We start from the raw sequence: 24,745 nt of genomic DNA on the forward strand, positions 1-24,745 counted from the left end.
TTACCCCGTGATCCTTTACCCCGTGATCCTTTACCCCGTGATCCTTTACACCGTCTCCTCGGTGGTGACGTGGAACTCCAGGCCGCCGTCCGCGGCGGAGACGTCGACGTGGCCGCCGTGCCGCAGATCACCGGCGAGCAGCAGGTCGGACAGCTGGTCGTCGACCTCCCGCTGGATGGTGCGGCGCAGCGGGCGGGCGCCGAACTCGGGCTGGTGGCCGCGCTCGGCGAGCCAGTCGACCGCCTCGGTGGTGAAGGTGACGTCCACATCCTGCGCGCGGAGGCGGCGGCGCGTCTCGTCCAGCAGCAGGTCGGTGATCTGGCGGAGCTGGCCCGCCTCCAGTCGCTGGAACACGATGATCTCGTCGATCCGGTTGAGGAACTCGGGCCGGAACGCCTCGCGCAGCCGGCGCATGATCCGGTCGCTGAGCGCGGAGCCCTCCCCGCCGGGCGTCCCGAAACCGATCTCGGTCCGGCCGGTGATCAGCTCGGAGCCGAGGTTGCTGGTCATGATGACCACGGTGTTGCGGAAGTCGACGGTGCGGCCCTGCGCGTCGGTGAGGCGGCCGTCGTCGAGAAGCTGCAGGAGGACGTTGAAGACGTCCTGGTGCGCCTTCTCGATCTCGTCCAGCAGGATCACCGAGTACGGCTGCCTGCGGACCGCGTCGGTGAGCTGCCCGGCCTCCTCGTACCCGACGTATCCGGGCGGCGCGCCCATCAGCCGGCTCACCGTGTGCCGCTCCTGGAACTCGCTCATGTCGAACCTGACCAGGCGGTCGCGGCTGCCGAACAGCGCCTCGGCGAGCGCCTTGGCCAGCTCGGTCTTGCCGACGCCGGTCGGGCCGAGGAACAGGAACCCGCCGATCGGGCGGTCCGGGTCGCCCATGCCCGCACGGGACCGGCGGACGGCCCGCGCCACCGCGGCGACCGCGTCGTCCTGCCCGATCACCCGGCCGTGCAGATGCTCTTCGAGCCGGGTCAGCCGCTCGCGTTCGGCCTGGGTGAGCTGCGTGACGGGGACGCCGGAGATCCGGGAGACGACCTCGGCGATGTCGTCCGTCGTCACCTCGGGGACCGTCGTGGGCCCGCCGTCGTCCCGCGTCGTCACGAGGTCCTTCTCCAGCCGGACGATCTCGTCGCGGAGCTCGGACGCCTTCTCGTAGTCCTCGTCGGCGACGGCCTGGTCCTTCTCCCGGCGCCGCCGGTCGAGCCGTTCCTCCAGCTCGCGGCGGCCGCCGTCGCGCGTCCCCGAACGCAGCCGGACCCTGGCGCCGGCCTGGTCGATCAGGTCGATCGCCTTGTCCGGCAGGAAACGGTCGGTCAGATAGCGGTTGGACAGGTCCACGGCCGCGATCAGCGCCTCGTCGCTGAACCGCACCGAATGGTGCGCCTCGTACCGGTCGCGGAGGCCGCGCAGGATCTCGACGCTGTCGCCGACGCTCGGCTCCGGCACCAGGATCGGCTGGAACCGGCGTTCCAGCGCGGCGTCCTTCTCGATGTTGCGGCGGTACTCGTCGATGGTCGTCGCGCCGACCACGTGCAGCTCACCGCGCGCCAGCGCGGGCTTCAGCATGTTGCCCGCCGACATCGCGCCCTCGCCGCCGCCCGCGCCCACGATCGTGTGGATCTCGTCGATGAACACGATCAGCTCGTCGGCGTGCTCGCGGATCTCGTCCACGACCTTCTTCAGCCGCTCCTCGAAGTCGCCGCGGTAGCGGGTTCCGGCGACGACGCCGCCGAGGTCGAGCTGGACGATCCGCTTGCCGCGCAGCGTCTCCGGGAGGCCGTCGTCCACGATCCGCTGCGCGAGCCCCTCGGCGATCGCCGTCTTCCCGACGCCCGGGTCGCCGATCAGCACCGGGTTGTTCTTGGTGCGCCGCGACAGGACCTCGACGGTCTCCTCGATCTCGTCCTCGCGCCCGATCACCGGGTCGATGCGGCCCTCCCGCGCCAGCGCGGTCAGGTCGCGGCCGAACTCGTCCAGCGTCGGGGTGCCGGTCGCCTGCCCGCCGCCGCCCTGCCCGCCCGGAGGGTGCTGGCCGCCGCCGCCCGCCGCCGACTGCAGCGTGTCGGGCGTCACGTGCTCGGCGTCCAGGATCCGCCCGGCACCGGAGGCGCGGTCGAGGGCCAGCGCGAAAAGCAGGTGCTCAGGCCCGATGTAGGACGACCCCAACGCGCGCGAAACCTGGTGCGAATCCAGCAGGGCGCGCTTCGCCGACGGTGTCAGCTCGGGCGGCACGTCCCGCGGCTCGCCCCGCCGGGCGGCTTCCTCGATCTCGTTCTTGATCTTGTCGGGGTCGGCGCCGGCCCGTTCCAGCCAGTGCCGGGTGCCCTGCTGCCGCGTCGCCGCCCACAGCAGGTGATCGGTGTCCAGGTCGACGCTCCCCCACTGCGCCGCCTGCGTCGCCGCGTCCCGCACCAGCTCGCGCGCGGGCTCGCTCATCAGCCGGGCGATGCTGATCCGCTCCATCGGGCGGCGGTGCGCCCGCGCCCCGAAGAAGCGGGCGAGCATCTCCTCGAACGGGTCCATGCCGCCCGATCCGTACCACCCCGAGGTCATCTCAGATCCCCCCTGCACAAGCCGTCTCGGCAACGGTCAATCACGTGCCCGTGGACGACTCCCGGAAACCCGCCGGCCCGGCCGCCCGGAGGAAGCGCTCGCCGCGTCGCGAGCGGCCGGCGAGGTCGCCGGCGGCCGACGGCCATTGGGGATGGTCGAAGGCGAAGCCCGCTTCGAGGAGGCGGCCGGGGACGACGCGGCGGCTTTTCAGCAGGAGTTCGGTGTCCGAGCGCATCGCCAGCGCCCCGAGTTCCGCCATCCAGGCGGTCGCGGGCAGGCCCACCGGGACGCCCCACGCCGCACGCAGCGCCCGCATGAACTCGCGCTGCGGAAGGGGGCCCGGCGCGGCGAGGTTCACCGGCCCGGCGATGTCGTCCCGTTCGACCAGGAACTCGATCGCGCGGACGAAGTCCCGGTCGTGGATCCAGGACACGTACTGCGCCCCTCCCGCGACGGGTCCGCCGAGGCCGAGCCGCGCCAGCCGCAAAAGAACGTCGAAGACGCCGCCGCGGTCCGGGCTCATGACCATGGCGGCGCGCAGGGCGACCTTGCGGGTGGACGGGGTCGCGGCCCGCTCCTGCGCCCGCTCCCAGTTCTCGGCGATCTTGACGCTGTAGGCCCAGTACCCCGGGACGCCGGGTTCGGCGCCGCCGATCACACCGGTCGCCTCGTCGTTGGGGGCGTCGAAGCGGTGGGCGTAGACGGTCGCGGTGCTCATCTGCAGCCAGACCCGCGGAGGCCGCGCGGCGCCCGCGATCGCCTCACCCACGACCTCGGTGGACTGCACCCGCGAATCCATCATGGCCTGCAGGTTGGCCGGCGTGTAACGGCAGCTGACGCTGCGGCCGGCCAGGTTGATCACCACGTCGCTGCCGTCGATGACCTCCGCCCAGGGGCCCAGCGTCCGGCCGTCCCAGCCGACCTCGCGTTCGCGCACCGGCCTCCTGGTCACGACCACGACCTCGTGGCCCGCCGCCGTCAGGGCGCGATCCAGAATCGTGCCCACCTGCCCGGTCCCACCGGGAATCACGATCTTCATCGCCTCACCCCTCGCCTGTGCGAACAGCCTAAACCCGAGAACTGAACACGTTCAAAGAGAGGTGCGCCACTCCCGCATCACGGGATTCGAGCAGGTGTCCGCGTCGGCGGCTACCCGGCGTCGGTGAGGTAGCCCCGCAGGCCGGCCAGGTCGTCGGGGACGCCCCATGACTGGAGCATGGACTCGATCACCGCGTCGTCCCACGCGTCCGGGGGCAGGCCGGCGAGCGCCCGGACGACGTCGCGCTGCCGGTCATCGAGGTCCTCGAACGGTTCGAGCTCGTCGCCTGCCGTTGAATCATCCCGCACCGTCCTCAACACAAGCGCTACAGGTCGAGGTTCCCGGCCTTGATCTGGCCGACCAGAACCGCCAACGCGCCTGGCACGAGAGCCAGCCGCGGCCCCTCCGGGTCCTTCGAATCCCGGATCAGCGGAGCGGAGGTATTGGTCGAGACCTCGACGCACTCGCCTTGGCCGCCTTGGCTGTGGCTGCTCTTACGCCAATGAATCATCCCGCATCATCTCCATCGTCTTCCGGATCAGGCCCCGGGTGGCCTCTTCGGGCAGCGCATGGCATCTGATCTCGTCGAACCGAAGCGCCAGCCGAACGATCTCGCCCGGGTCTTCGATCAGTCTGCCACCGAATTGTGCTTCCACATACCCCACGCGGCCTTGGTCAGCCTTGTTGAGGAGCACCATCGCACCATCGAGTCCAGCGTGCCACCCATCGGTAATCTGGACTGCCTGTATATGTATATGAGGCATCGCTCCAACGTCGAGCAGGTACTGAAGCTGCTCCCGCATAACGTTCCCGTCAGGCCACCGGCGGAGAATGGCAGCGTGGTCGAGGACGACGAAGAGGTGGGGCAGATTCCTGTCCCGAGTAAGGATGTCCCGTCGTGACAGGCGCTGTGCGATGAAATCCTCATCCATCCGCCCCGGGGGTGTGGTGGCCCGCATGTAGCCCTCGGTCTGGAGTAGGCCAGGGATGTAGAGCGGTTGGAACGTGCGTATCTCAGTCGACTCGTTTTCATGGCTGATATACACCTCGAACCACTCGTTGAGGTGTTCTCGTTGGGCGTGGTACCAGAGGCCCTGGAACATCTCGCCGGTGTCGAAGAACTTGTCCAGCTTCATGCAGAAGTCTTCGTCGGGATGGTTCCGCCTGCCTTCGTAGGCCGCGATGGACTCGCGAGTCGTATAGAGCTCCTTCGCGAGGTCGTTCTGGCTCATGTTCCGGGCTTCGCGCATCAGGCGCAGCGTGTACGCGAGTTGGGCGCGCATGCTCTGGCGGGGGTCAATTGGGACAGAGGGGGCATTTGCGATCCTCCACGGTTGGTATATCGCGAAGTACCACGTGATTGTGTAGCCACGATATGTCACGGGCGTCAACCTGGGAGTCAGAAGCCGCAATCGCAGCGAAGGTGAATCCGATGAGCGCGACGTCACAGGGAAACAAGATCGACGCATTCGAGCCATTGCCGGCGGTCGGGGAGCCGCCGGCCGGACGCTGGGCCGCGCCGTACCTGGCCGGAAGGACCGGCCTTTGGACGGTCCACCTCCGGCGACCGCTGACGCGCAGGCAGATCGACTCCGGTTTGGCGGACACGATCCGCGCCTCGACGCTGGAGGCGTTGGAGGCGGCCATGGAACGTCAAGACGAAGCGGCCGGAGAACTGAACGCGAGCCCGGACCCGGCGCCGACATGGTCGCGCCAGGGGTGATCATGCAGCCGGAATTCGGAGCGGTCCTGGTCTGGCTGCTGATCTACGGCGCGGTCTGCATGCTGTTCGGGTTCGGCCTGACCTGGCTGATCTGGCCCTGGATTCACCATCGCGGAACCCACCGCCGGAACCGTGCTCGTCTCGCCGTTCCCGCTCCCCGGCGCTCTCCGGCCCGTCCGGCCCGTCCGGCCCGAACTTCGGCGGCACGGCATTCCTTGCCACCGTCCCGCACCCGCCGTTCCAACGTCGCTAAAGGAGGAGGGTGGTCCATGTAGTTCAGATCGCGAGTGGGCGACGGGGCCCCGGTGACACCCCTGTGGAGCATGGCATCACCGGGGCCCTCCTCTTTCCTCTGTGGGCGGGGCGATACTCAGTCGACGATCGCCGGATAGATCGGCTCTTCCTCGTACTCGTACTCGTCGTCCTCGTACTCTTCGAGCTCCTGGCGCCCGCCGACGTCGATGGCGACTCCGGCCTCGGTGAACCGGCTGCGGATCTGCTCGGTCATCTCCTCCGACATGTGGTGGTGATGCAGATCGAGGCGGTCCAGGTCGAGGAACGCCGGAGTGTCGAGCAGAATCTGGGCGCCCTTGTCGGTGAGGGTGCCCAGCGAAAGGTCGAGGACGGACAGGCGGCCCGTGACGGGGGCATCGGCCATGGCGGCGACCAGCGCGTCGGTGTCCTGCCCGTTGCGCAGACCGAGGGACGTCAGGGACGGGAAGGCCGCGCCCGCGAGCAGCGGAGCCAGGTCCTCCGGGGAGGCGCCGTCACCGTCCGCCGAGCCGAGGAACAACTCCAGGTGCTCCAGCGCCGGAAGGTCCGAGGAGAGGACGCCGCGCACCACCACCGGATCGAGCCGATGGGTCTGGAACGTCAGGCGTCGCAGTTCTTCGTGCCGGGGCACGTTCCAGGCGAGCGTGAACGTCCCCCAACTCCCTCCGAACGTCATCTCGTCGGCCCCTCGAACGACGAATTCGCGTACTCGGGGAAAGGCGGCCAGAAGCGGTGAGACATCGGCCTGCGCGATCCAGGAGTACCTGTCGGCCTCCTCACGGGTGACCTCACCGAAGAACAGGGCGCGCAGCGCGGGGAACGCCCCGGCGTGCTCGGTCAGAGCGTCGCGGACGGCGTCCACGTGGTCGTTGGCCGGACCGGGATCCCAGCAGTTCCCGATGATCAGCGCGGTGACGGCGGCGGTGTCGATCTCGGCGATGAAACGGCCGAGGTAGGTCCGGAAGTCCTCCTCATCCCCGAAGGGCATCAGCCGCAGCCGCCACGCGAACGCGCCCGGCTCGGCCTTCGCCGCCATGAACGCTTCGTCCGGCGGAAGCGCGTCGGGCTTGGGAAGGCCCCGCTCCTCCGCCTCGTACCCGGCGCGGGCAAGCCGCGTGCCGAGCTCCTCGCGTGAGGGGAAATCGAAGGTTCGCAGCCCCGCGAACTCAGGGAGGTGGTTGCGGTTCGGCATGCGCGGGCTCCTCGCGACGACAGGTGCCGATCGACGACAGTGCCGATCAAGGTACAGCGCGAGCCCGACATCCCACCGGACGACAACGGCCCCTGGGGCCGGGGACGACGATGCCGGCGCCTTCGCCGTTGAAGGCGGCCGTTCCGCCGGGCCGGGCGAGGCCCCGGGCGGGTTAGATGAGGCCCTGGGCGAGCATCGCGTCGGCGACGAGTTCGAAGCCCGCGATGTTGGCGCCGACGACGTAGTCGCCGGGGGCGCCGTAGCGCTCCGCGGTCTCGTAGCAGTTGTCGTGGATGCCGATCATGATCCCGGCCAGTTCCTCCTCGACGCGGGAGAACGTCCAGGACGCGCGGGACGCGTTCTGGCGCATCTCCAGCGCGCTGACCGCGACGCCGCCGGCGTTGGCGGCCTTGCCCGGCCCGAACGCGACGTCGGCCTGCTGGAAGATGTGGACGGCCTCGGGCGTCGTGGGCATGTTCGCGCCCTCCGAGACGGCCTTCACGCCGTTGCGGACGAGGGTCCTCGCGGCGGCGGCGTCCAGCTCGTTCTGCGTCGCGGACGGCAGCGCGATGTCGGCGGGTACGTCCCATACGCAGCCGCCGGGTACGTAGCGGGCCGAGCCGCCGCGCAGGTCGGCGTAGTCGGAGACGCGGCCGCGGTCGACCTCCTTGACGTGCTTGAGGAGGTCGAGGTCGATGCCCTTCTCGTCCACCACGTAGCCGCCGGAGTCGGACACGGTGACCACGTTGGCGCCGAGCTGCTGCGCCTTCTCGACCGTGTAGATGGCCACGTTCCCGGATCCGGACACCACGATCTGCTGGCCGTCCAGGTCCTCGCCGCGCCGCCTGAGCATCTCGGCCGTGAACAGCACGTTGCCGTAGCCGGTCGCCTCCGTCCGGCCCGCGGACCCGCCCCACAGCATGCCCTTGCCGGTGAGCATCCCCGCCTCCCACCGGTTGGTGACGCGGCGGTACTGGCCGAACAGGTAGCCGATCTCGCGGGTTCCGACGCCGATGTCACCGGCGGGGACGTCGGTGTGCTCGCCGACGTGCCGGTACAGCTCGGTCATGAACGACTGGCAGAACCGCATGACCTCCTCGTCCGAGCGTCCGTGCGGGTCGAAGTCGCTGCCGCCCTTGCCGCCGCCGATGCCGAGCCCGGTCAGCGCGTTCTTGAAGACCTGCTCGAAGCCGAGGAACTTCACGATCCCGAGGTTCACGGTGGGGTGGAAGCGGAGGCCGCCCTTGTAGGGGCCGAGCGCGCCGTTGTACTCGACGCGGAAACCGCGGTTGACGTGGACGCGGCCCTGGTCGTCGTGCCAGGGGACCCGGAACATGATCTGGCGTTCCGGCTCGACGAGGCGCTCTACCAGCTTGGCGGCGGCGAGGCCGGGACGCGCCGCCAGCACCGGCCCGAGGGTCTCCAGCACCTCGTGGACGGCCTGATGGAACTCCGCCTCGCCCGGGTCGCGGCGCAGCACCCTGTCATAGGTCTCCTCTAGGGACGACAACGTCTCGGGTGGGGCCGGCAGGCGGGGGGCCAACGGCATGTGGGGATCCCTTCCTCGAAGTCCCCTCCACTCTAAAACGTGTTCTTCACCGCCTGTGACGGGGCCCTTCGCAGGTCCGGGCCGCTGTGGCGCCGATCCGGGGCCGCGCGGCGCTTGCGGACGAGAACCGGGCCGCGCCCTCCCTGGGTGAGAGCGCGGCCCGGCGGGACGGGACGTCAGCGGCCCGGGCACTTCTTCCACGCGAAGTGGTAGGTCGTCTTGACGCTGCCGTCGGCGGAGTCGAAGGCCATGAAGCGCCTGGAAGCAGGACCCCGAGTTGGCGTTCCTGCGCGAGGTGTCCAACGTCCCGCTCCAGCAGTGCCTGCGCGTGCAGCAAAACGCCTTCACCAACTTCTTCGCCCAACGGTCTGGGTACCCCGCTTCAAGTCCAAGCGCAAGTCGCGCAGGTCTGCGAATTTCCAGAACAACGCCTTCACCTTCCGCGGCGGAGAGTTGAAGCTGGCCAAGGCCCACAAGGACTTGTCCCGCAAGGAGAGAGGGTCGGCGAACCGGGACAAGGCCAGGGCACGGGTGGCGCGGATCCACGCCCGGATCGCCGACCGGCGTCGTGATCACCTGCACAAGCTGTCCACGAGGCTGGTACGCGAAAACCAAGCGCTGGCCATCGAGGACCTGACCGTGCGTAACATGCTCAAGAACCACTCTGTGGCGCGGGCGATCAGCGATGCGTCATGGTCGCGGTTGCGGAGCATGCTGGAGTACAAGTCCGGCTGGTACGGGCGGGATCTGCTGCTGGTCGACCGGTGGTTTCCGTCCTCGAAGCTGTGCTCTGCGCCCGGGTGCGGCCATATGCGCGACAAGATGCTGCTGAACGTACGGTCGTGGGCGTGCCCGCGATGCGGCACCGTCCACGATCGGGACGTGAACGCGGCAAAGAACATTCTGGCCGCCGGGCTGGCGGACAGATAAAACGCCTGTGGAGGGCTGGTAAGGCCAGCCCCGGAGAACTCCGGGGGGCACGGCCCGTTGAAGCAGGAACCTCAATCCCGCGAGGGATGAAACTCCTTCATTCAGGGAGGGGAGGAGTCACCTGGCAGTTCTTGCGAGAGCCGCCGTCGCGCAGCCGGGACGCCAGGACGGCGGCCTGGCTGTGGTCGATGTCCTTGGTCGCGGTCAGCAGGGTGACGGGCCCCTGACCCGCGGTTTCCCGCAGGCGGTCGAAGGCGGCCGCATGTTCGGGGTCGTCCAGCTCCGCCTCATAGCGGCGGGTGAACTCCTCGAACCGGTCGACGTCGTGGCCGTACCACTTGCGAAGCCCGGTCGACGGGGCGACGTCCTTCTCCCACTCGTCCAGGTGCGCCTTCTCCTTCGACAAACCCCGCGGCCACACCCGGTCGACCAGGATCCGCTTGCCGTCGTCGGACGAGACCGGGTCGTACACCCTGCGCAGTCGTACCTCCATGATTCCTCCCAGCCCCGTCTATACCCACGGCCGCACGTCCGCCAGCCCGCCGGCCCACCGGCGGAACCCCGCCGGTGCCGGGGTTTTGTCGGTGCCGGCGTCTAACGTCCCGGGGGTGGCGGACGCGGGCGAGGCACGGGTGCCGCTGTGGCGGCTCACTCCGGCGCAGCGGCTTCTCGAAGGGGGCGCGCTGCTGAACTCGCTCGCCTTCTTCGCGGCGATGCCGTTCGCGCCGCTGTACCTGACCGAGCACACGAGCCTGGGCAAGCCCGCGGTCGGCGCCGTCGTCGGGGCCGTCGCGCTCACCGCCGCGTTCGGGGGGCTGCTCGGCGGGATGATCGTCGACCGGCTCGGCGCGGTGCCGCTCATGCGGGTCGGGCTGGCCGGCTACGTCGCCGTGTACGGGCTGCTGGCCTCGGTCCGCGGAGCCGCGGCGATCATCGTGCTGTTCCTGCTGCTGGGCGGGGCGCGGCTGATGGTGGAGCCGGGCGCGAAGAAGCTGCTGTCGCATGCGGCGGACGACGAGGGCCGCATGTTCCGGGTGCGGTACATGACGCTGTGCACGGGCGCCATCGTCGGGCCCGCGATCGGCGGTGCGCTCTACCACGTCGGCCCGGTGGCGTTCTTCGCCGTCCCGGCCGTCTTCTACGCGTCCTACCTGGTGCTGGTGCTGGTGCGGAACCGTGATCTGGTGGCGCTCCAGCCACCCGCGGGCGAGGGCGGGGCGTCCTCGCCGTCGGCGCGGGAGTCGGCCGGGGCGGTCCTGCGGGACCGGCGGCTCCTCGCGGTCGTCGCCGGTGGGATCGTGGTCTTCTTCGTCTTCTCACAGCTGGAGTCGATGCTCCCGCTGTACATGAAAGGCCAGTACGGCGACAGCACCGAGGCCTACTTCGCCGTGTTGTTCATCACCAACGCCGTCCTCGCCCTGGCGTTGCAGGTGCCGATCGACCGGGTGTCGGGCAGGCTCGGCCGCAACACCATGATCACGCTGGGCGCGGTGAACTTCACGGTCGCGTTCGCGTGCTTCTGGGCGAGCCCCTGGAGCCTGGCGTGGCTGTACGCCGGGATCGTGTTCTGGACGATCGGCGAGGGCGTCCTGCTGCCGATGCCGGACATGGCCGTCCACGAGATGGCGTCCGACGAGCACAAGGGGGCCTACTTCGGCCTGTCGGAGGTCCGTCAGCTCGGGTTCTTCCTCGGCCCGTTCGCCGGCGGTTTCCTGCTGGACGCCGGGACCACGCCGTACTTCGTCGTCATGGGGACGTCCGTCTTCCTGTGCGTCCCGCTGCTGATGCGCAGAACCTCCCGGGCGCCGGAGAACGCCGGTGGGCCCGCGATGAAGGCGGCGGCGAGCGGCTGAGCCGGCCGCGGGGCGTGGTCACGGACGGGGGCGACGGGCACCACCTGGCTCCGGAGCCGAGGGCGTCCACGGTGGGCCGACGGGGCCGGTCGAGTCCCCGCGGCCGGTCACGTCCTCCGGGCCCGCCGGGTCCCCTCGGCCGGTGGGATCAGCGCGGCCGGCGGCGGTTCGGTGGGCGAACTCGGCGGCGGCGGTGCGGCGGGCGAACTCGCCGGCCAGGGCGCGGCCGAGGACGTCGTCGTCGGGACGGTGCCGTTCGAGGTATCCGAGGGCCTCAGCGAGCTCGCCGGCGGTCAGCTGCCGCACCGGCTTCACGGCCCAGCACGGAAGCGCGGGATCCGGGCGGCCGGCGGGCGGCGCGGCGCGCGGTTCGGTGTTCACGGTTTCGAATCCTTTCCTTTTCGGTCTGCGTAATATGCGGCGCGGCGGCAGGTGACGCATTCGGCGACTCGAATAGGATCGCCGCGTGCATTGGTGGAGCCAGCAGGCCTGTGATGCGGCCGCGGAGGCACAGGCCGCCGATCCCTCGCCGCAGAACCTCATGGCGGCCGCCCAGGTGCAGGCGATGATCTCGATGGCGGAGGCGCTGCACCGCATCGCCGCGGCCCTGGAGGAACAGGGCGCCTCCGAAATCGTCCCGCCAATGCCCGTCCGGCCGAAATAGCGCGGGGGAGTCAGCAAAATACCGGTGCACCCGCCGGGGGCACACCGGTATTTCACGGGGTTTCAGGCATCGCTGAACGACTTGCGTTCCGTCCTGCCGTTGGTGCTCGCGGCGAGGCGGGAGGTCTTGGCGATGGGCGGGCGGGGCGGGACGGTCTCCGTGCCGTACTCGGTGTCGGGCACCGGGGAGGCCGGACGTTCCTCGGGCGCGGCGGGGCGGGGCTCCTCACGCGGACGGTCCCGCAACCGCCGCGCGGCCTGCCGGAGGGCGCGCTCGCCGACGAGACGGGTCAACTCCAGTCCCCAGCAGTCGAGCTTGTCGGCGTCGGTGAGGTCGTCGCGGTGGCTGAGTTCGGCGGCGAGCCCGCCGAGCCGCTGCGCCTCCGCCAGGTCGAACTCGCGCATGAGGTGGCAGCACAGTTCGGCGAGGGCGGCGTGGTCGCGTTCGAACGACAGGCCCGACAGGTCGTTGTGCGACAGCCGGCTGAGCGCGCGTTTGCGTTCCAGTTCGCCGTCGGCGATCCGGAGGATGCCGTTGAGGAGGGCGATGGGGCCGGTGCCGCTCGACCTGCTCTGGGCGGGGCCGAACGACATGCGCAGGAGGGCCGCGGAGCCGACCCCGGCGGTGATCACCTGAATCACCGCGAGGCTCGCCGGAGGCGTGGTGACGGGCAGCCCGAACGTCCAGCCGGAGGCGGTCACCGCGATCAGCGCGACGATCGCGGCGCTGGCGTTGACGAAGACGAACAGCAGCCCGCCCGGTGACATCAGGGCGGCGACCGGCTTGTCGCGGTAGCGCGCGACGAGTTCGGCGAGGCCGATCGCGCCGCCGATCAGGGCGGCGAGAAGCATCTCGATGGTCATGACCTTCCTCTACGCGCTGCGGGCGGTCAGCCGGCCGAACGGGGACTCCTCGGGCCTGCCACGCCGCGACAGCATGGGCGCGGGACGCTCGGGACGCTGCCGGGAGGCGAGTTCGGCGCGCTCGACCTCCAGGAAGACCAAGAGCCATTCCGCGGGGCCGGCGGCGAGTCCGGTGTGGGTGCGCATCGTCTGCTCGCGTGCGCCGAGGAAGGCCAGGAGCCATCCGGTGGGCCCGGACGTCCGGGCGGCTCGAATTCGTGAATACATGGGGAGACCATTTCGCAGCCGGGCCTGGAAGTCGACTTCCGCCGGGTCAAATTTTCGCGGCGCGGTCCGTTCGTGAACACCTTTGGCGTTACGCCGGAAACGTCCCGGCACCGTCCGCTGATCTTCTCTCCATTGGCCGGTCGGCAATGCCGTTTGGACGGGGCCGGGAATTCCTTTACGAAGAATTCCGGTTGGGCCCGGCGATGGAGATCGCTTTTCAGGCGACGGTGAGCGTCTCGTCGCGGGAGACGATCGCGGCGTGACGGCCGCCGAGCGCGAGAAGTTCGCCGCGCGCCGCGCTCGGCGACGCGCCCACGGCCGAGGACGGTGTCGACCGCCGGCCGTCCGGGTGCCGGAGCCGCCGTGTGCCGGGGGGGAAGGGGACGGGCGGAGACTGTCAGCCGGTTGATAATCGGGCGGCGCCGAACCTTCCGTCCCGCATCTATCGTGGGGCGTCCTTACAACCGAGCCTGAAGGAACGGTATCCGGGGGGCTGGGGTGACCCCCGGGACGACGTCCAGAACGTTCGGGGGCCGGTGTTCCAGGAGGGCGCCCATGAGCCGGACCAGCCCGTCCCCTGCCTCGGACTTCCCGCTTTCCGATGTGCCGGTGGAGTTCGCCGATCCGATGCACCCCCATCTGGAGGCGGCGGCGGTGGAGATGATCCAGGAGATCCAGTCGCTGGTGCCCGAGTACGCGCGGCCGCCGGAGAGCCGCTACGGCCGCCGGATGCGCTGGGCCGTGCAGGAGAGCGTCCGGCAGTTCGTCGACGCGATCGGCCGGCCCGACATGGAGTGGGCGCCCGTCACCGCCATCTTCGAGGGGATCGGCGCGCACGAGGCCCGCAAGGGGCGCAGCCTGGACGGCCTGCAGTCGGCGATCCGCGTCAGCGGGCAGGTCGCCTGCCGGCGGTTCATCAAGGACGCGCGGCGCCTCGGCTGGTCGCTGGACACCCTCGGCAAGATCACCGAGTCGCTGTTCGTGTATCTGGAACGCATCGCCAGCGCGGCCGGCCAGGGCTACGCGCAGGCGCAGGGCGAGCTGGCGGGCGAGCGGGAGCGGTTCCGGTGGCGGCTCCGCGACCTGCTGGTCATGGATCCGCCGGCCAGCGCCGAGGCGATCGGGGAACTTGCGCGGGCGGCGGGCTGGCCGGCGCCGAAGACCCTCGCCGTCGTCGCGGTCGCCCCGGACCCGGCGCGGGACGTCCCGGTGCTGCCGCCCTCGCTTCTCGTCGACTGGCACGCCCCCGGGCCGTACCTGATCTGCCCCGACCCGGACGGCCCCGGGCAGGACCGGCTGCTCGCCGCGATCAAGGGGACGCGGGCGGCGGCGATCGGGCCGACCGTCCCGCCGGCCCGCGCCGCGCTGTCGCTGCGCTGGGCCCGGCGCGGGCTGGCGCTGGCCGAGCGGGGCGTGCTGCCCGGCAAGGAGCCGCTGCGCTGCCTCGACCATCTGCCGAGCCTGGTGGCGGCGCAGAGCGAGGAGCTGATCGACGTCGCGCTGAGCTCCCGGCTGGCGCCGCTGATGCGGCTGCCGCCGCACCGGCGGGACGCGCTGTCGCGGACGCTGCTGACCTACATGGAGAGCCGCGACAACGCGGTGGCGGCCGCGGAACGGCTCATGGTGCACGAGCAGACCGTCCGGTACCGGATCCGGCGCCTTGAGGAGATGCTCGGCGGCGTCCTGCTCGACCCGGGCCGCCGCATCGAGTTGCTGCTCCTCCTGCACTACCTGGTCCGGCTCGATTCGGGCGACCGGCGCCTGTCCCCCGGCGACCCGTAAGCTCCCGCCGGCTCGCGGGAGCGCACGGGAGAACGGTGGTGACGACCTCATGCCGGTCGTCACCACCGTTCCCGGAACCGGCGGGAGTCAGCCGGTGCGAGTCAGCCGGTGGGGCAGGTGCCCGTGTACTTGGCGATGCCGTCGCCCGGCGCCGGCGCCGGGCAGAGGAACCGCTCGTAGCGGACGTCATCGTCGACGAACCGCTTCATCCACGCGATGCCGTACTTCGCGATGGTGGTGTGCGGCGAGTTGAACGTCATGTGCCCGGCGTTCCGCAATTCCAGATACGCCTTTTCGGGTGCGGCGGTAAGGCCGTTGAAATACGACTCCGCCATCGCGCCCGCCGGGGCGATGAAGTCGTTGTCCGCCGCCATGATCATCGTGGGGACCCGGACGTTCGCCCAGTCGTAGTCGGTGTTCCAGGGCGCGAGCGGAATCGCCGCCTGCAGTGACGCGCGTTCGTCGGCGGCCTCCAGCGTCCCGCCGCCGCCCATCGAATGGCCCATGACGGCGAGGCGGGACGCGTCGATGCGGTCCTTCACCTTGCTGTCGCCGGTCAGGTAGTCGAGCGCGGCGAGGAGCTGCTCACCGCGGGCGGCGGGCACGTCGAGGAGGCTGTTGGTCTCCAGGGTCATGACCACGAACCCCTGGGACGCCAGGCGCGGGCCGTACCAGCTGATCCAAGCCTCGGGGGAGACGAAGCCGGGCGATACGGCGATGGCGCCGAAGGTACCCTCGCCCAGGTCGGTCGGCGCGTAGATCGTGCCCTGGTTGAAGCCCTCTCCGCTGCCCGCCGGAACATCGATCTTCTCGATGTCGAACGGACCCTTTTCCGCCGTGATGCTCTCTTCCGTCGGCGCGGGGCCGCGCTCATACGGATTGGCGGCGAGCTGAATCGCCGCGGGACGTTCGGGGGCGGCGGCGTGGGCGGCTGCCGCGCCGCCGGCGGACAGGACGGTGCCCGCGGCGAGCACGGCGGCTGCGGGGAGCACTCGGAACGCATGCGCCAAATGTTCGTTCATCGGGGGCGTACCCTTCACTAGCCGAACCGCGATGGACGTGGAATTCGCGGTTCCAAGGATTCTGGGACGCCCGGCCGGCATTTACTTCTGATATGCCGACGCCTTTTTCGCGGCAGCCTTATAGTCAACTTACAAACGTCCCCGGAACGGACGGAGGGGCCACTTCCCCCGAAGTGACCCCTCTCCCCCCGTTCCGCTGTGTCGGCCCCGGCGCACACAACCACCGGCCGCTCCCCCCGAAGCGACTCGCGCCGGCCGTTCAGCGGATGCGTCGAAGGTAGCGAGCCGGGTGCGACGGCATCGAGGCTTCGAACCTCCCGCGTCGACGAGCGGGCCACGGTATGCGACGAACGGAACACGCTCCGCATCTGGGCGGGCGGCGGATCGATATTTGCTCCATCCTTGGGGGTAAGGACGTGGCGGGCTTGGAGGGGTGCGGGCGATGGCGGGACTGGTGCGACCGATCACGCTGGTGGGGACGCCGGTCCTGCATCGGCCCTGCCGGCCCGTCGAGGAGTTCGGCCCGGCACTGAGGGAACTGGCCGACGACATGTTCGCCAGCATGTACGAGGCGGACGGTGTCGGCCTGGCCGCGAACCAGATCGGTGTGGACCTGTGCGTCTTCGTCTACGACTGCCCAGACGAGGATGGTGAGCGGCACAAGGGGGCCGTCGTGAATCCCGTCCTGGAGCTTCCGGTGTTGGAGAACCGCCGCCTGGACGACGACGAAGAGGGTTGCCTTTCCGTACCGGGCCCGCACGCACGTCTGGCACGTCCCGACCGTGCGGTCGTTCACGGCTTCGACGTCACCGGAGGGCAGGTCACCGTGGCGGGGACGGGCCTGCTGGCCCGCTGTCTCCAGCACGAGACCGACCACCTTGAGGGCAGGCTCTACATCGACCGGCTGTCCGCCCGTTCACGCAAGAAGGTCTTGAAGGAGTTCGAGGCCCTCCGCGCGGAAGCCGACGCCCTGCCCGGTTGACGCCCTGCCCCGGTTGACGGTCAGCCGCTCCATACGGGGAGGTGGACGGCGGACGGGTGCGCCGCGTCGCCGAAGACCTCGAAGCGGGTGCGGTGGGACGCGACGGCCCGCCCGGCGGGTTCGCCGGTGCCGTGGTTGCGCGCGAACCGGGGGAAGGCGCCGCCGGCCAGCATGACGCGGAGCCGGTGCCCGCGCAGGAACCGGTACGCGGTCGGATGCATCTCGATCTCCGCCCGGATGATGCCGTCCTCCGGGGTGCCGTCGGATGGGGTGCCGTCCGGCGGGATGTCGTCCGGGTTCAGGCGGAGGATTCCGTCCGTGACATTCCTGGAGACGCCTTCGCGGTCGACGTCGCACAGGCGGATGAACAGGTCGCCGTGGCCGGTACTGGTGCGGACGTTGATCGTCGCCGAGACCGGGCCGATCAGGTCGAGGTCGCGGTCCAGGGGTGCGCCGGTGAAGACGACCACGTCGCGGCGGCGTTCGATGGGGGTGTTGTCGCGCTGTCCGCCCTTGCCCGGCGACAGCAGCGGGCCGCCGACGGTCGGCGTGGGGTCGAGAGGGTCATAGGTGAACGTGGAGGGGCCGGTGTCGGCAGCGCCTGACTCGTCCCAGGAGAGGCTTCGGGACAGGTAGAGCGGTGTGGGCTTGGTTTCAGGTGGAGGCCACTGGTCGAAGTCCAGCCACCGGTTGGCCTTCTGCAGGTGAAGCCTCACCGGTGCCTGACGCAGCCGGGCCGTGTCGCCGTTCAAGTGGGCATCGAGCCAGGACACCTGGTCGGAAAGCGTCGCGCGGAGGGCTCTCGTGTCGTGTCCCCATGGGCCGATGGTGATGCGGACGTGGCGGCCGGCGGCGTGCAGAGCAGCGAAGTCACGGAGCTGACCCCGGAGGAAGAGGTCCCACCAGCCCGTCACCATCGTGGCGGGCGCGGTGGTTCCGGGCACGGCGGCACTGTGGTCGGTGGCCTTCCAGAAGTCGTCGCCGGGCTCGGCGTGGGCGGTGACCTCACGGAGGAACGGTTCGGGACGTCCGATCGCGGCGAGGTCGGCCTCGCCCACCGGCAGGTGCCGCATCGCCCGGCGGACGCGCCTGCTGTGCAGCGGGCGCTTCATGTCGTCCCGGATGCCCATCGACGACGACCACACGAGCGTGTTGTGCAGGGCCAGCGCGCCACCCGGGTAGAACGAACTCACGAACTCGGACGCGGTGACGCCGAGCGCCACCGCCTCCAGCGGCGGGTCCGCGTAGGGCGCGACCGCCCACTCGGCGAACCCGAGGTAGCTCGCCCCTGCCATCGCGACCCGGCCGTCGCACCACGGTTGCGCGCGGAGCCATGTGAGCGTGGCAAGGCCGTCGTCCTTCTCGTTGTGGAAGGCGCGCCACTCGCCGCCCGATCCGCGGACGCCGCGGACGCTCTGGACGACGACCTGGAGGCCGCGCCGAGCGAGCACTCCCGCGAACAGGCGGATGACCGGCTGCCGCGTGCCGTACGGGGTGCGGATCAGCACGACGGGCAGGATCCCGGCTCCGCGCGGACGGTACAGGTCGGCGACGAGCGTGACCCCGTCCGGCATGGGGACACGCAGGTCACGCACCATCCCGACGTCCGGCGCCGGCGCCTCGGGGAGGCCGAGGACGCGGTCCGCGAGTCGTCCCAGAACGGCCATCGGACGCCCCCTTCGCATGTTCCCGATCGATCCCTGGTTCGGGTCGACCGGTGATCTAGGTCGACCCGTGGTTCGTGTCGGCCCGTGGTCTCAGCATGGCGGACGCGGCGCTAGCGGACGCGCTCGCCGCCGCCCTCGGGCACCAGAAGGCGTTCGTATTCGTGCAGGACGCGGGCGAACTCGCCCGTCGGTATCTCGCAGGCGTGCCCGGGCAGCCACAGATGCTCCAGGCGGACGGTCTGGACGTCCAGCCGCAGATGGCAGGCGTTGCCCGTGTGCTCCCAGCCCGGACGCGCCGCGCGGACGACGTCCAGATGGTGCCGGTGGCTCTGGACGTCATGGAGCAGGAACGCGGCCAGGACGTGGCGTGGCCCGTACACCGACGAGGTGAACCCGCTCGCGGCCGACGCGGCCGACTGCAGATCGACACCGGAATCAGCCAGTTCCGGGAAGAACACCCGCACGTGTTGCACGACTCCCCCGACCGCGATCGGCTGGCAGGGGAGGCGTAGGACCGCGTCCGGGTCGATGTAGCCATGTACGGGGACGCCCGCGACGTATCCGCACCACGCTCCTGGAACGGCCGTGAGGAACCGGGCCTGCGTCAGGGCGTTGCCCAGTTCCGTCATGAGCCGTTCTGGGTCGATGCCACGCGGCATGAACGTTTTGGTGCCTCCGCGCAGCCGCGTTCCCGTCTCGTCCAGGACGGCGAGGTCCGCCCAGCACGCACCTGAGCCGGTTTCCAGGACGCCGTGCGGAAGGCAGGCGTCCGGGTGCGGGGTGAGACCGGCCATGTCCTCAAGGACGGCGCGCGGAGTCTGGATAAGGCCCCAGCCCTGCGTCCGGTGTGAGACGGAGCCGAGGGCGAGCGAGGTGGCCACCGGCTCACGAGACCGCGCCTCGCCCAGCGTGCGTTCGAGGCTGCGGCGGTTCCGCAGTGCGCCGACCTCCCGGAGGTACTCGTCCAGGCACCGCCGCAGGACGGCCGGGTCGAGGTCGCACGACGCCCACCCGCCGATGTCGCGCACGTGGACGATCGCCCCGTCGAAGTCGAGGCGGTGGTAGCGGTAGAGCTCCTCCCATGGCTCGAACCGGTCACCGCGCAGCCGTCCCTGGGCGCGGACGATCGCCGGTATATCCTCGCCGAGATCGTTGAGGAGGAAGTCGCGCAACGGGGCGTGCAGGGGGTCGGTCTCCACCGCCACCCGCACCCCGTCGCTGCGGAACCGCACCGGGAGCGATATCGCCACTCGGGTGATTATGCCGATAAGCGAAGATCATCACCGGTTTGGCGGAATGTTCGATCCGATCAGATCGGTTCGTCGGCCAGATACGGCGGGGCGGGCTCGTACTGGATGTACCGGCGCACCGACCGTGCGTGATCCCGGCCGTGGATACGCCCGATCAGCCAGAGGGCCATGTCGATCCCCGCCGAGACGCCCTGGCTGGTCACGAGGTTGCCGTCCACGACGTAGCGCGCGTCCCGGACGACGGTCACGTCACCGCGCGCCTCCAGGGTGTCCTCCGACGCCCAGTGGGTCGCGACCCTCCGCCCCTTGGCCGGGCCTGCCGCGTGCAGGAGGATCGAGCCGGTGCACACGCTCGTCACCCAGTCGGCCTGTTCGGCGACCTTCGCTATCCATCCCGTGACGGACGTGTTGGACGGTTGCGTCTCCCTGGCACCGCGCCCACCGGGGACCAGAAGCACATCCAGCTTCGGGTGGTCGTCCAAGACGTGATCTGGCACGACCCGCAGCCCCTTGGCGCAGCGCACAGGCTCGGGCCGCTCGGCGACCAGTACCGCCCTGTCGTCTTCCGCGCGCAACATCGCCGACGCCGTGAACACCTCCCACGGACCGACGAAGTCCAGCTCCTCCGCGTCCTCGAAGACCAGCAACCCGTACGTCGTCATGCGTACTCCCCGTTCATCACAACGGTCTCCGTCACCGGATCCGGCGGTCGTGTGCCGACGCGCAGGCTTCAGGTTCCTCGCGACCGGGTCATGACGTCAACGACGGCCGTCACACCCGGCACGCCACCGGCGGCCGCCATTCATCCGCCGAAATTAATGGGTTGACAGCATCGAAGAGCTGTGGCTAACTCTTACGCATGAAGCTTTGATACTTCTCCGGTCGAGCCGCCCGTCGGCAATGTCCCCGGGCCCGCTCCCGTCACTCGGCACCACCGTCGCACCCGTATCAAACCGGCTGTGACCTGTGCCGTATTACCGTACATCCCTTTTCATCGGCCCCCCATGGCCGAATTCAAACGTGCCCGGAGGTATTCACTTCATGCGTGCCATAAACAACCCCGAAGCCAATCCTTCCAGCAAGTCCAAGAGGAAGGGAAAGCGGAAGAACACCGACTTCAGGTCGGTGAAATTCGCGAACGGCGCGAACAACCGGCGCAATGCCCGTCAGCTGCCCACCCGGCAGCTCAACCGGGGCCGCTGAGCGGCGCCCGGCCCTGACCCTGGCCCCGGTCCCGGTCCCGGTCCCGCTTCTCGGCGGCCGGGGCCGGGAACTCCGCCCACACCACCGTCCGGGCACCTTCGATCCGGAAACCCCAGCGGGACGCGAGCGCCTCCACGATCCGCATCCCCCGCCCGCTCTCCGCGCCCACCTCCTCCTTCACGTGCGGCCGCTGCCCCGTCGCCCCGTCGTCGGCGACCTCCAGCCGGAACACCCCGTCCCCGGCCCACAGGACGAGTGTCACCTCCCCACCCTCCAGGCCCGACGCGGTATGCGTGATCGCATTCGCGACCGTCTCGCTCGCCACCGTGACCATGTCGTCCAGCACCGTGTCGTCCAGCACCGTGTCGTCCACCATCACGCCGTCCGGGCCGCGACGGCCGCCCGCGACCTCCCGGACGAAACTCCGGGCACACCCGACGGACCGCCGCACCCCCGGCAACGTGACCTCACCGACCACCGCGCGGGCCCCCGCCTCGTCCACGGCCCCGCCTCCCCGCCGCCGGGAACGGCCGGCCGCGAGGCCCGCTTCTCCGGCACCGGCCCGACCAGTAGCTCGCAACCCGTCCTCGACGCCCACCGAGACGGCTCCCTTCGCGTCCGGAAAGTCGCCCGTCACCCTCGCTGTACGGCCCGGAACCCGGCTACCGTTCACGCCCCGGCGAACGTTTCCCCAGATCGCGCAGCCCGCCCACGGCGAGGACGGCACGTCCGAGGCGCCAGGTGCGGCAGAGACCGGTGAGACGGCCACTTACCCTGAGATAAGGACAGTTACTCTGGGTATTTGATCGACGATCCGGGATTCGGGGGAACGGCTGTGACTACGGAGTGGCGAGAAGGTGTCCGCAGTTGGTGGGCCCGGCTGCTCTTCTCGGTGCGGGGGCGCGCGACGGTCATCACCGTGGCGGTGTCGGCGCTGATCCTGGCACTGGCGTTCATCCTGCTGATGGTGCTCGCGCGGGACTGGGCGGAGAACCGGGTCTGGCGGACGTCGGAACGCACCGTCGAGCGGATCGTTTACGACATCGTCCTGGAGAAGGACGGCCAGATCCTCGCCACCCGGCCGGGCGAGACGTCGCTGGTGCAGATCGTGAACCCGGAGGGCCGGGTGGTGGCGGCCACACCCGCGCTCCGCGGACGCCGGGCGCTGGCCAGATCGGAGGTGACGGCGGGCAAGCTGCTCGTCGACGGCCGATACTGCCCGGACTTCCTGGACGAATGCGTCTGGGTCTTCGGTCTGCGGGTACGGGAGTCGCGGTGGGGGCCGGGTGTGATGGTCATCGCGGCGACGCCGCTGCCGGGTCTGCTGAACCTGGTGGTGCTGCCGCTGTCCATCGCGCTGGTGGCGGCGGGGCTCCTCGCCCTCATCGCCTGGTGGACGTGGCACACGATCGGGCGGGTGTTCGTCCCGGTCGACCAGATCCGGGCGGGGATGGCGGCGTTCAGCGCCAAGGGCCTCGGCCACCGGGTACCCGTCCCGCAGAACGGCGGCGAGATCCAGTCCCTCGCCGAGACCGTCAACACCACGCTCGCACAACTGGAGGAGGCGAGGGTCCGGGAGCGCCGCTTCATCTCGGACGCCTCCCACGACCTGCGGAACCCGATCGCCGGGCTGCAGATGCAACTGGAACTCGCGCTGGACGAACCTGACGGCGGCGACTGGAAGCCGATGGTCCGCTCGGCGCTGTACGACACGCAGCGGCTCAACGACATCATCATCGACCTGCTGGAGCTGTCCCGGCTCGACGCCCGCGCCCCGGCCGCGGCCGAGTCGATCGACCTCGCCGGCCTCGCCCGCCGGGAGGTCGAACGCCGCCACTCCCGCGTCCCGATCGAGACGCGGCTGGAACGCGACGTGATCGTACGGGCGAACCCGGTGCGGCTGACCCGGGTCCTGAACAACCTGCTGAGCAACGCCGAACGGCACGCCGAGTCGCGCATCGAGGTGACCGTCGCGCGGACCGGCGCCGACGCCGTCCTCCAAGTGCTGGACGATGGAGCCGGCGTCCCGGAGGAGTCCAGGGAACGGGTCTTCGAGCGGTTCGCCCGGCTTTCGGCGTCGCGCACCCGCGACCCGGAGGGCACCGGCCTCGGCCTGCCCATCGCCCGCGAGATCGCCGAGATCTACGGCGGCTCCCTCCGCATCGCCGACAGCCCCCGTGGCGCCCGCTTCGTCCTCCGCCTCCCCCTCGCCGCCTGGCACGCGACCCCGTAGCCGTACGCGCCCCGCGGTCGTGCACCCGGCGGGGCCACCGGAGGCCGCCACCAGGCCGACCGGGAGGATTCGGGTGGTCTCCGGTGTTGGCACCGGCATGAGCGCGGCCCGAGGCGAGAGGAAATCATGACCGAGGATCTCGGATACGGGTGGCAGGGCGACCTCATCGACCTGCCCGCCTATCTGAAGCGGATCGGCCACGACGGCGACCTGGACCCCACGGACGGGACGCTGCGCGCCCTGCACCGCGCCCACACCACGACCATCCCGTTCGAGAACCTTGAGATCATGTTGGGCCGGCCGGTCGACCTGGCGCTGGACGCCGTCCAGGCGAAGCTCGTGGAACGTCCGCGCGGCGGCTACTGCTTCGAGCACAACCGGCTGTTCGCGGCGGTCCTGGAGAGGCTGGGGTACGAGGTCACCGCGCTGTCCGCACGGGTGACGCTGGGGGCGCGCGGCACCCGCCCGTCCACGCACGCGCTGCTGCACGTCCGTCCGCCGGGCCGGTCGCGCGACGAGCCGGCCTGGCTGTGCGACGTCGGTTTCGGCGCCGGGCCGCTGGAGCCGCTGCTGTTCCGCGACGGCGAGGAGGTCGAGCAGGACGGCTGGGGCTTCCGGCTCCGGAAAGGACGGACCGTCACCACCTGGAGCCCCGGCACGGTCGGCTGGGAACTGCACCAGCGCGGCCCGGACGGATGGGTCCAGCGCCACACGTTCGCCATGAACGAGACGTTCCGCATCGACTTCGAGGTGCTCAACCACTACGTCTCGACCAGCCCGCGTTCGCCGTTCACGGCGCGTCCGTTCACGCAGAAGTTCTCGTCCGACGCCCTCCACGTCCTGGACGGGACGAACCTGACCACCACCCGCCCCGACGGCACGACCGAGACCCGCGCGTTCACCCCGGAGGAACTGCCCGAGGCTCTGGCGACCTACTTCGACATCGTTCTGGAAGCCGAGGACGTGCCCCGCCTCATCCGGTACCTGCGCCGCTGAACCCGCCGATGGTTGAAGCCCACCCCTCGGGTACCGCCCAGCCAGGGAACACCGGCTGATACCAGGAGGAGGATGACCATGGCACAACCTGCCGAGAACGTCGTCGACCTGCTGCTCTCGCAGCACGAGGAGATCCGCAGCCTCGCGGCGACCGTGGAGAACACCAGCGGCGAAACCCGCAGGGTCGCCTTCGACCGGCTCCGCGAACTGCTCGCCGTCCACGAGACCGCCGAGGAAGAGGTGGTCCACCCGTTCGCCCGCCGCGCCATCGACGACGGCTCCCACATCGTGGACGAGCGGCTGGAGGAGGAGAACGAGGCCAAGGGCGCCCTGTCGCGGCTGGAGAAGCTCGACCCCGACTCGGCGCAGTTCCAGGAGATGTTCGCCGACTTCCACAAGGACCTGGAGGCGCACGCCTCGCACGAGGAGAAGGAAGAGTTCCCGCGCCTGCGCCGGGAGGCCACGGACGAGCAGATGCGCGGCATGGCCAAGGCCGTCCGCGCCGCCGAGGCGGTCGCCCCGACGCATCCCCACCAGGGCGTGGAGTCGCCCACCAAGAACATCATGGCCGGTCCCGTGGCGGCCGTCGTCGACCGTGTCCGCGACGCCATCGGCAAGGCCCGCCGCTGAACACGCCCGCGGCGGCCCGCCCGGGAGCGGGCCGTCCGGCCGGCCCGTCCGGCCGGCCACGACGAAGG

At 70.3% G+C, this 24,745-nt stretch carries 24 protein-coding genes and 1 pseudogene; 9 read left to right on the forward strand and 16 right to left on the reverse strand.

Annotated elements, in window-relative coordinates; all coding sequences use genetic code 11:
- Positions 1–45: 45 nt before the first annotated feature.
- The 5 genes from ACGFIS_RS11750 to ACGFIS_RS11770 form a co-directional block, all read right to left on the reverse strand.
- Positions 46–2,559 (reverse strand): ATP-dependent Clp protease ATP-binding subunit, encoded by a 2,514-nt coding sequence (locus ACGFIS_RS11750; protein ID WP_392970512.1) that lies wholly within the window; start codon positions 2,557–2,559, stop codon positions 46–48.
- A 40-nt stretch (positions 2,560–2,599) separates the two neighbouring features.
- The gene (locus ACGFIS_RS11755) at positions 2,600–3,598 is read right to left on the reverse strand and encodes a TIGR01777 family oxidoreductase (protein WP_392912842.1); all 999 of its coding nucleotides are present in this window, start codon (positions 3,596–3,598) and stop codon (positions 2,600–2,602) included.
- Positions 3,599–3,708: 110 nt separating this feature from the next.
- On the reverse strand, positions 3,709–3,906 hold the full coding sequence (locus ACGFIS_RS11760; protein WP_392912843.1) for a hypothetical protein: 198 nt from the start codon (positions 3,904–3,906) through the stop codon (positions 3,709–3,711).
- Between the two features lie 17 nt (positions 3,907–3,923).
- Positions 3,924–4,109 (reverse strand): DUF397 domain-containing protein, encoded by a 186-nt coding sequence (locus ACGFIS_RS11765; protein ID WP_392912844.1) that lies wholly within the window; start codon positions 4,107–4,109, stop codon positions 3,924–3,926.
- Positions 4,093–4,980: a Scr1 family TA system antitoxin-like transcriptional regulator gene (locus ACGFIS_RS11770; protein WP_392970515.1), complete on the reverse strand. Its 888-nt coding sequence runs from the start codon at positions 4,978–4,980 to the stop codon at positions 4,093–4,095. The genes ACGFIS_RS11765 and ACGFIS_RS11770 overlap by 17 nt, the downstream gene beginning before the upstream one ends.
- Before the next feature lie 50 nt (positions 4,981–5,030).
- Here ACGFIS_RS11770 and ACGFIS_RS11775 point away from each other — a divergent pair, with 50 nt between their 5' ends.
- Positions 5,031–5,321: a hypothetical protein gene (locus tag ACGFIS_RS11775; protein WP_392912846.1), complete on the forward strand. Its 291-nt coding sequence runs from the start codon at positions 5,031–5,033 to the stop codon at positions 5,319–5,321.
- Positions 5,322–5,691: 370 nt separating this feature from the next.
- Here the strand turns inward: ACGFIS_RS11775 and ACGFIS_RS11780 are convergent, their stop codons facing one another.
- Both ACGFIS_RS11780 and gdhA read right to left on the reverse strand, forming a co-directional pair.
- Positions 5,692–6,786 (reverse strand): STM4015 family protein, encoded by a 1,095-nt coding sequence (locus tag ACGFIS_RS11780; protein ID WP_392970518.1) that lies wholly within the window; start codon positions 6,784–6,786, stop codon positions 5,692–5,694.
- 172 nt (positions 6,787–6,958) lie between these two features.
- Positions 6,959–8,335, reverse strand: coding sequence for an NADP-specific glutamate dehydrogenase (gene gdhA, locus ACGFIS_RS11785; protein ID WP_392970520.1), 1,377 nt, complete (start codon positions 8,333–8,335; stop codon positions 6,959–6,961).
- Between the two features lie 259 nt (positions 8,336–8,594).
- On the opposite strand from gdhA, the pseudogene ACGFIS_RS11790 reads away from it, so the two are divergent.
- Positions 8,595–9,355, forward strand: a pseudogene (locus ACGFIS_RS11790) (RNA-guided endonuclease TnpB family protein); the annotation flags it as partial.
- Between the two features lie 7 nt (positions 9,356–9,362).
- Here ACGFIS_RS11790 and ACGFIS_RS11795 read toward each other — a convergent pair.
- Entirely contained in the window at positions 9,363–9,758 is a 396-nt protein-coding gene (locus ACGFIS_RS11795) for a DUF488 domain-containing protein (protein ID WP_392912850.1), read from the reverse strand.
- A gap of 115 nt (positions 9,759–9,873) precedes the next feature.
- Here ACGFIS_RS11795 and ACGFIS_RS11800 point away from each other — a divergent pair, with 115 nt between their 5' ends.
- Positions 9,874–11,118, forward strand: coding sequence for an MFS transporter (locus ACGFIS_RS11800; protein WP_392912851.1), 1,245 nt, complete (start codon positions 9,874–9,876; stop codon positions 11,116–11,118).
- Between the two features lie 18 nt (positions 11,119–11,136).
- On the opposite strand, the gene ACGFIS_RS11805 is transcribed toward ACGFIS_RS11800, so the two are convergent.
- The gene (locus ACGFIS_RS11805; RefSeq protein WP_392912852.1) at positions 11,137–11,499 is read right to left on the reverse strand and encodes a hypothetical protein; all 363 of its coding nucleotides are present in this window, start codon (positions 11,497–11,499) and stop codon (positions 11,137–11,139) included.
- A gap of 85 nt (positions 11,500–11,584) precedes the next feature.
- Here ACGFIS_RS11805 and ACGFIS_RS11810 point away from each other — a divergent pair, with 85 nt between their 5' ends.
- Positions 11,585–11,782, forward strand: coding sequence for a hypothetical protein (locus ACGFIS_RS11810; protein WP_392912853.1), 198 nt, complete (start codon positions 11,585–11,587; stop codon positions 11,780–11,782).
- A gap of 62 nt (positions 11,783–11,844) precedes the next feature.
- On the opposite strand, the gene ACGFIS_RS11815 is transcribed toward ACGFIS_RS11810, so the two are convergent.
- The gene (locus ACGFIS_RS11815) at positions 11,845–12,645 is read right to left on the reverse strand and encodes a hypothetical protein (RefSeq protein ID WP_392912854.1); all 801 of its coding nucleotides are present in this window, start codon (positions 12,643–12,645) and stop codon (positions 11,845–11,847) included.
- A 9-nt stretch (positions 12,646–12,654) separates the two neighbouring features.
- The gene (locus ACGFIS_RS11820; RefSeq protein ID WP_392912855.1) at positions 12,655–12,912 is read right to left on the reverse strand and encodes a hypothetical protein; all 258 of its coding nucleotides are present in this window, start codon (positions 12,910–12,912) and stop codon (positions 12,655–12,657) included.
- Positions 12,913–13,467: 555 nt separating this feature from the next.
- Between ACGFIS_RS11820 and ACGFIS_RS11825 the strand changes: the two genes are divergently transcribed.
- Positions 13,468–14,694, forward strand: coding sequence for a PucR family transcriptional regulator (locus tag ACGFIS_RS11825; RefSeq protein ID WP_392970523.1), 1,227 nt, complete (start codon positions 13,468–13,470; stop codon positions 14,692–14,694).
- A gap of 101 nt (positions 14,695–14,795) precedes the next feature.
- Here ACGFIS_RS11825 and ACGFIS_RS11830 read toward each other — a convergent pair whose 3' ends face one another.
- A complete protein-coding gene (locus ACGFIS_RS11830; RefSeq protein WP_392970526.1) occupies positions 14,796–15,716 on the reverse strand; it encodes an alpha/beta hydrolase family protein in 921 nt (306 codons plus the stop codon).
- Positions 15,717–16,158: 442 nt separating this feature from the next.
- On the opposite strand from ACGFIS_RS11830, the gene def reads away from it, so the two are divergent.
- A complete protein-coding gene (gene def, locus ACGFIS_RS11835; protein ID WP_392970529.1) occupies positions 16,159–16,698 on the forward strand; it encodes a peptide deformylase in 540 nt (179 codons plus the stop codon).
- Between the two features lie 20 nt (positions 16,699–16,718).
- Here the strand turns inward: def and ACGFIS_RS11840 are convergent, their stop codons facing one another.
- The 4 genes from ACGFIS_RS11840 to ACGFIS_RS11855 form a co-directional block, all read right to left on the reverse strand.
- Positions 16,719–18,365: a CocE/NonD family hydrolase gene (locus tag ACGFIS_RS11840; RefSeq protein ID WP_392970532.1), complete on the reverse strand. Its 1,647-nt coding sequence runs from the start codon at positions 18,363–18,365 to the stop codon at positions 16,719–16,721.
- A 110-nt stretch (positions 18,366–18,475) separates the two neighbouring features.
- Positions 18,476–19,615: a hypothetical protein gene (locus ACGFIS_RS11845; RefSeq protein WP_392970535.1), complete on the reverse strand. Its 1,140-nt coding sequence runs from the start codon at positions 19,613–19,615 to the stop codon at positions 18,476–18,478.
- A 59-nt stretch (positions 19,616–19,674) separates the two neighbouring features.
- Positions 19,675–20,277, reverse strand: coding sequence for a DJ-1/PfpI family protein (locus ACGFIS_RS11850; protein WP_392912861.1), 603 nt, complete (start codon positions 20,275–20,277; stop codon positions 19,675–19,677).
- Positions 20,278–20,801: 524 nt separating this feature from the next.
- A complete protein-coding gene (locus ACGFIS_RS11855; protein WP_392970538.1) occupies positions 20,802–21,320 on the reverse strand; it encodes an ATP-binding protein in 519 nt (172 codons plus the stop codon).
- 333 nt (positions 21,321–21,653) lie between these two features.
- Here ACGFIS_RS11855 and ACGFIS_RS11860 point away from each other — a divergent pair, with 333 nt between their 5' ends.
- The 3 genes from ACGFIS_RS11860 to ACGFIS_RS11870 all read left to right on the forward strand — a co-directional run bounded on the left by ACGFIS_RS11860 (position 21,654) and on the right by ACGFIS_RS11870 (position 24,677).
- Positions 21,654–23,051 (forward strand): sensor histidine kinase, encoded by a 1,398-nt coding sequence (locus ACGFIS_RS11860; protein WP_392912863.1) that lies wholly within the window; start codon positions 21,654–21,656, stop codon positions 23,049–23,051.
- A gap of 126 nt (positions 23,052–23,177) precedes the next feature.
- On the forward strand, positions 23,178–24,047 hold the full coding sequence (locus ACGFIS_RS11865; RefSeq protein WP_392912864.1) for an arylamine N-acetyltransferase: 870 nt from the start codon (positions 23,178–23,180) through the stop codon (positions 24,045–24,047).
- Between the two features lie 78 nt (positions 24,048–24,125).
- Complete coding sequence (locus tag ACGFIS_RS11870) at positions 24,126–24,677, forward strand: hemerythrin domain-containing protein (RefSeq protein ID WP_392912865.1); 552 nt, start codon at positions 24,126–24,128, stop codon at positions 24,675–24,677.
- Positions 24,678–24,745 lie beyond the last annotated feature (68 nt).

The organism is Spirillospora sp. NPDC048824, assembly GCF_043198455.1.
Lineage (GTDB): Bacteria > Actinomycetota > Actinomycetes > Streptosporangiales > Streptosporangiaceae > Spirillospora.

Excerpts from the sequence above, each read along its gene's own strand:
- ACGFIS_RS11750 (WP_392970512.1), bottom strand. The coding sequence starts at position 2,559 with ATGACCTCGGGGTGGTACGGATCGGGCGGCATGGACCCGTTCGAGGAG.
- ACGFIS_RS11755 (WP_392912842.1), bottom strand. The coding sequence starts at position 3,598 with ATGAAGATCGTGATTCCCGGTGGGACCGGGCAGGTGGGCACGATTCTG.
- ACGFIS_RS11765 (WP_392912844.1), bottom strand. The coding sequence starts at position 4,109 with ATGATTCATTGGCGTAAGAGCAGCCACAGCCAAGGCGGCCAAGGCGAG.
- ACGFIS_RS11775 (WP_392912846.1), top strand. The coding sequence starts at position 5,031 with ATGAGCGCGACGTCACAGGGAAACAAGATCGACGCATTCGAGCCATTG.
- ACGFIS_RS11780 (WP_392970518.1), bottom strand. The coding sequence starts at position 6,786 with ATGCCGAACCGCAACCACCTCCCTGAGTTCGCGGGGCTGCGAACCTTC.
- gdhA (WP_392970520.1), bottom strand. The coding sequence starts at position 8,335 with ATGCCGTTGGCCCCCCGCCTGCCGGCCCCACCCGAGACGTTGTCGTCC.
- ACGFIS_RS11795 (WP_392912850.1), bottom strand. The coding sequence starts at position 9,758 with ATGGAGGTACGACTGCGCAGGGTGTACGACCCGGTCTCGTCCGACGAC.
- ACGFIS_RS11815 (WP_392912854.1), bottom strand. The coding sequence starts at position 12,645 with ATGACCATCGAGATGCTTCTCGCCGCCCTGATCGGCGGCGCGATCGGC.
- ACGFIS_RS11820 (WP_392912855.1), bottom strand. The coding sequence starts at position 12,912 with ATGTATTCACGAATTCGAGCCGCCCGGACGTCCGGGCCCACCGGATGG.
- ACGFIS_RS11825 (WP_392970523.1), top strand. The coding sequence starts at position 13,468 with ATGAGCCGGACCAGCCCGTCCCCTGCCTCGGACTTCCCGCTTTCCGAT.
- ACGFIS_RS11830 (WP_392970526.1), bottom strand. The coding sequence starts at position 15,716 with ATGAACGAACATTTGGCGCATGCGTTCCGAGTGCTCCCCGCAGCCGCC.
- def (WP_392970529.1), top strand. The coding sequence starts at position 16,159 with ATGGCGGGACTGGTGCGACCGATCACGCTGGTGGGGACGCCGGTCCTG.
- ACGFIS_RS11840 (WP_392970532.1), bottom strand. The coding sequence starts at position 18,365 with ATGGCCGTTCTGGGACGACTCGCGGACCGCGTCCTCGGCCTCCCCGAG.
- ACGFIS_RS11850 (WP_392912861.1), bottom strand. The coding sequence starts at position 20,277 with ATGACGACGTACGGGTTGCTGGTCTTCGAGGACGCGGAGGAGCTGGAC.
- ACGFIS_RS11865 (WP_392912864.1), top strand. The coding sequence starts at position 23,178 with ATGACCGAGGATCTCGGATACGGGTGGCAGGGCGACCTCATCGACCTG.
- ACGFIS_RS11870 (WP_392912865.1), top strand. The coding sequence starts at position 24,126 with ATGGCACAACCTGCCGAGAACGTCGTCGACCTGCTGCTCTCGCAGCAC.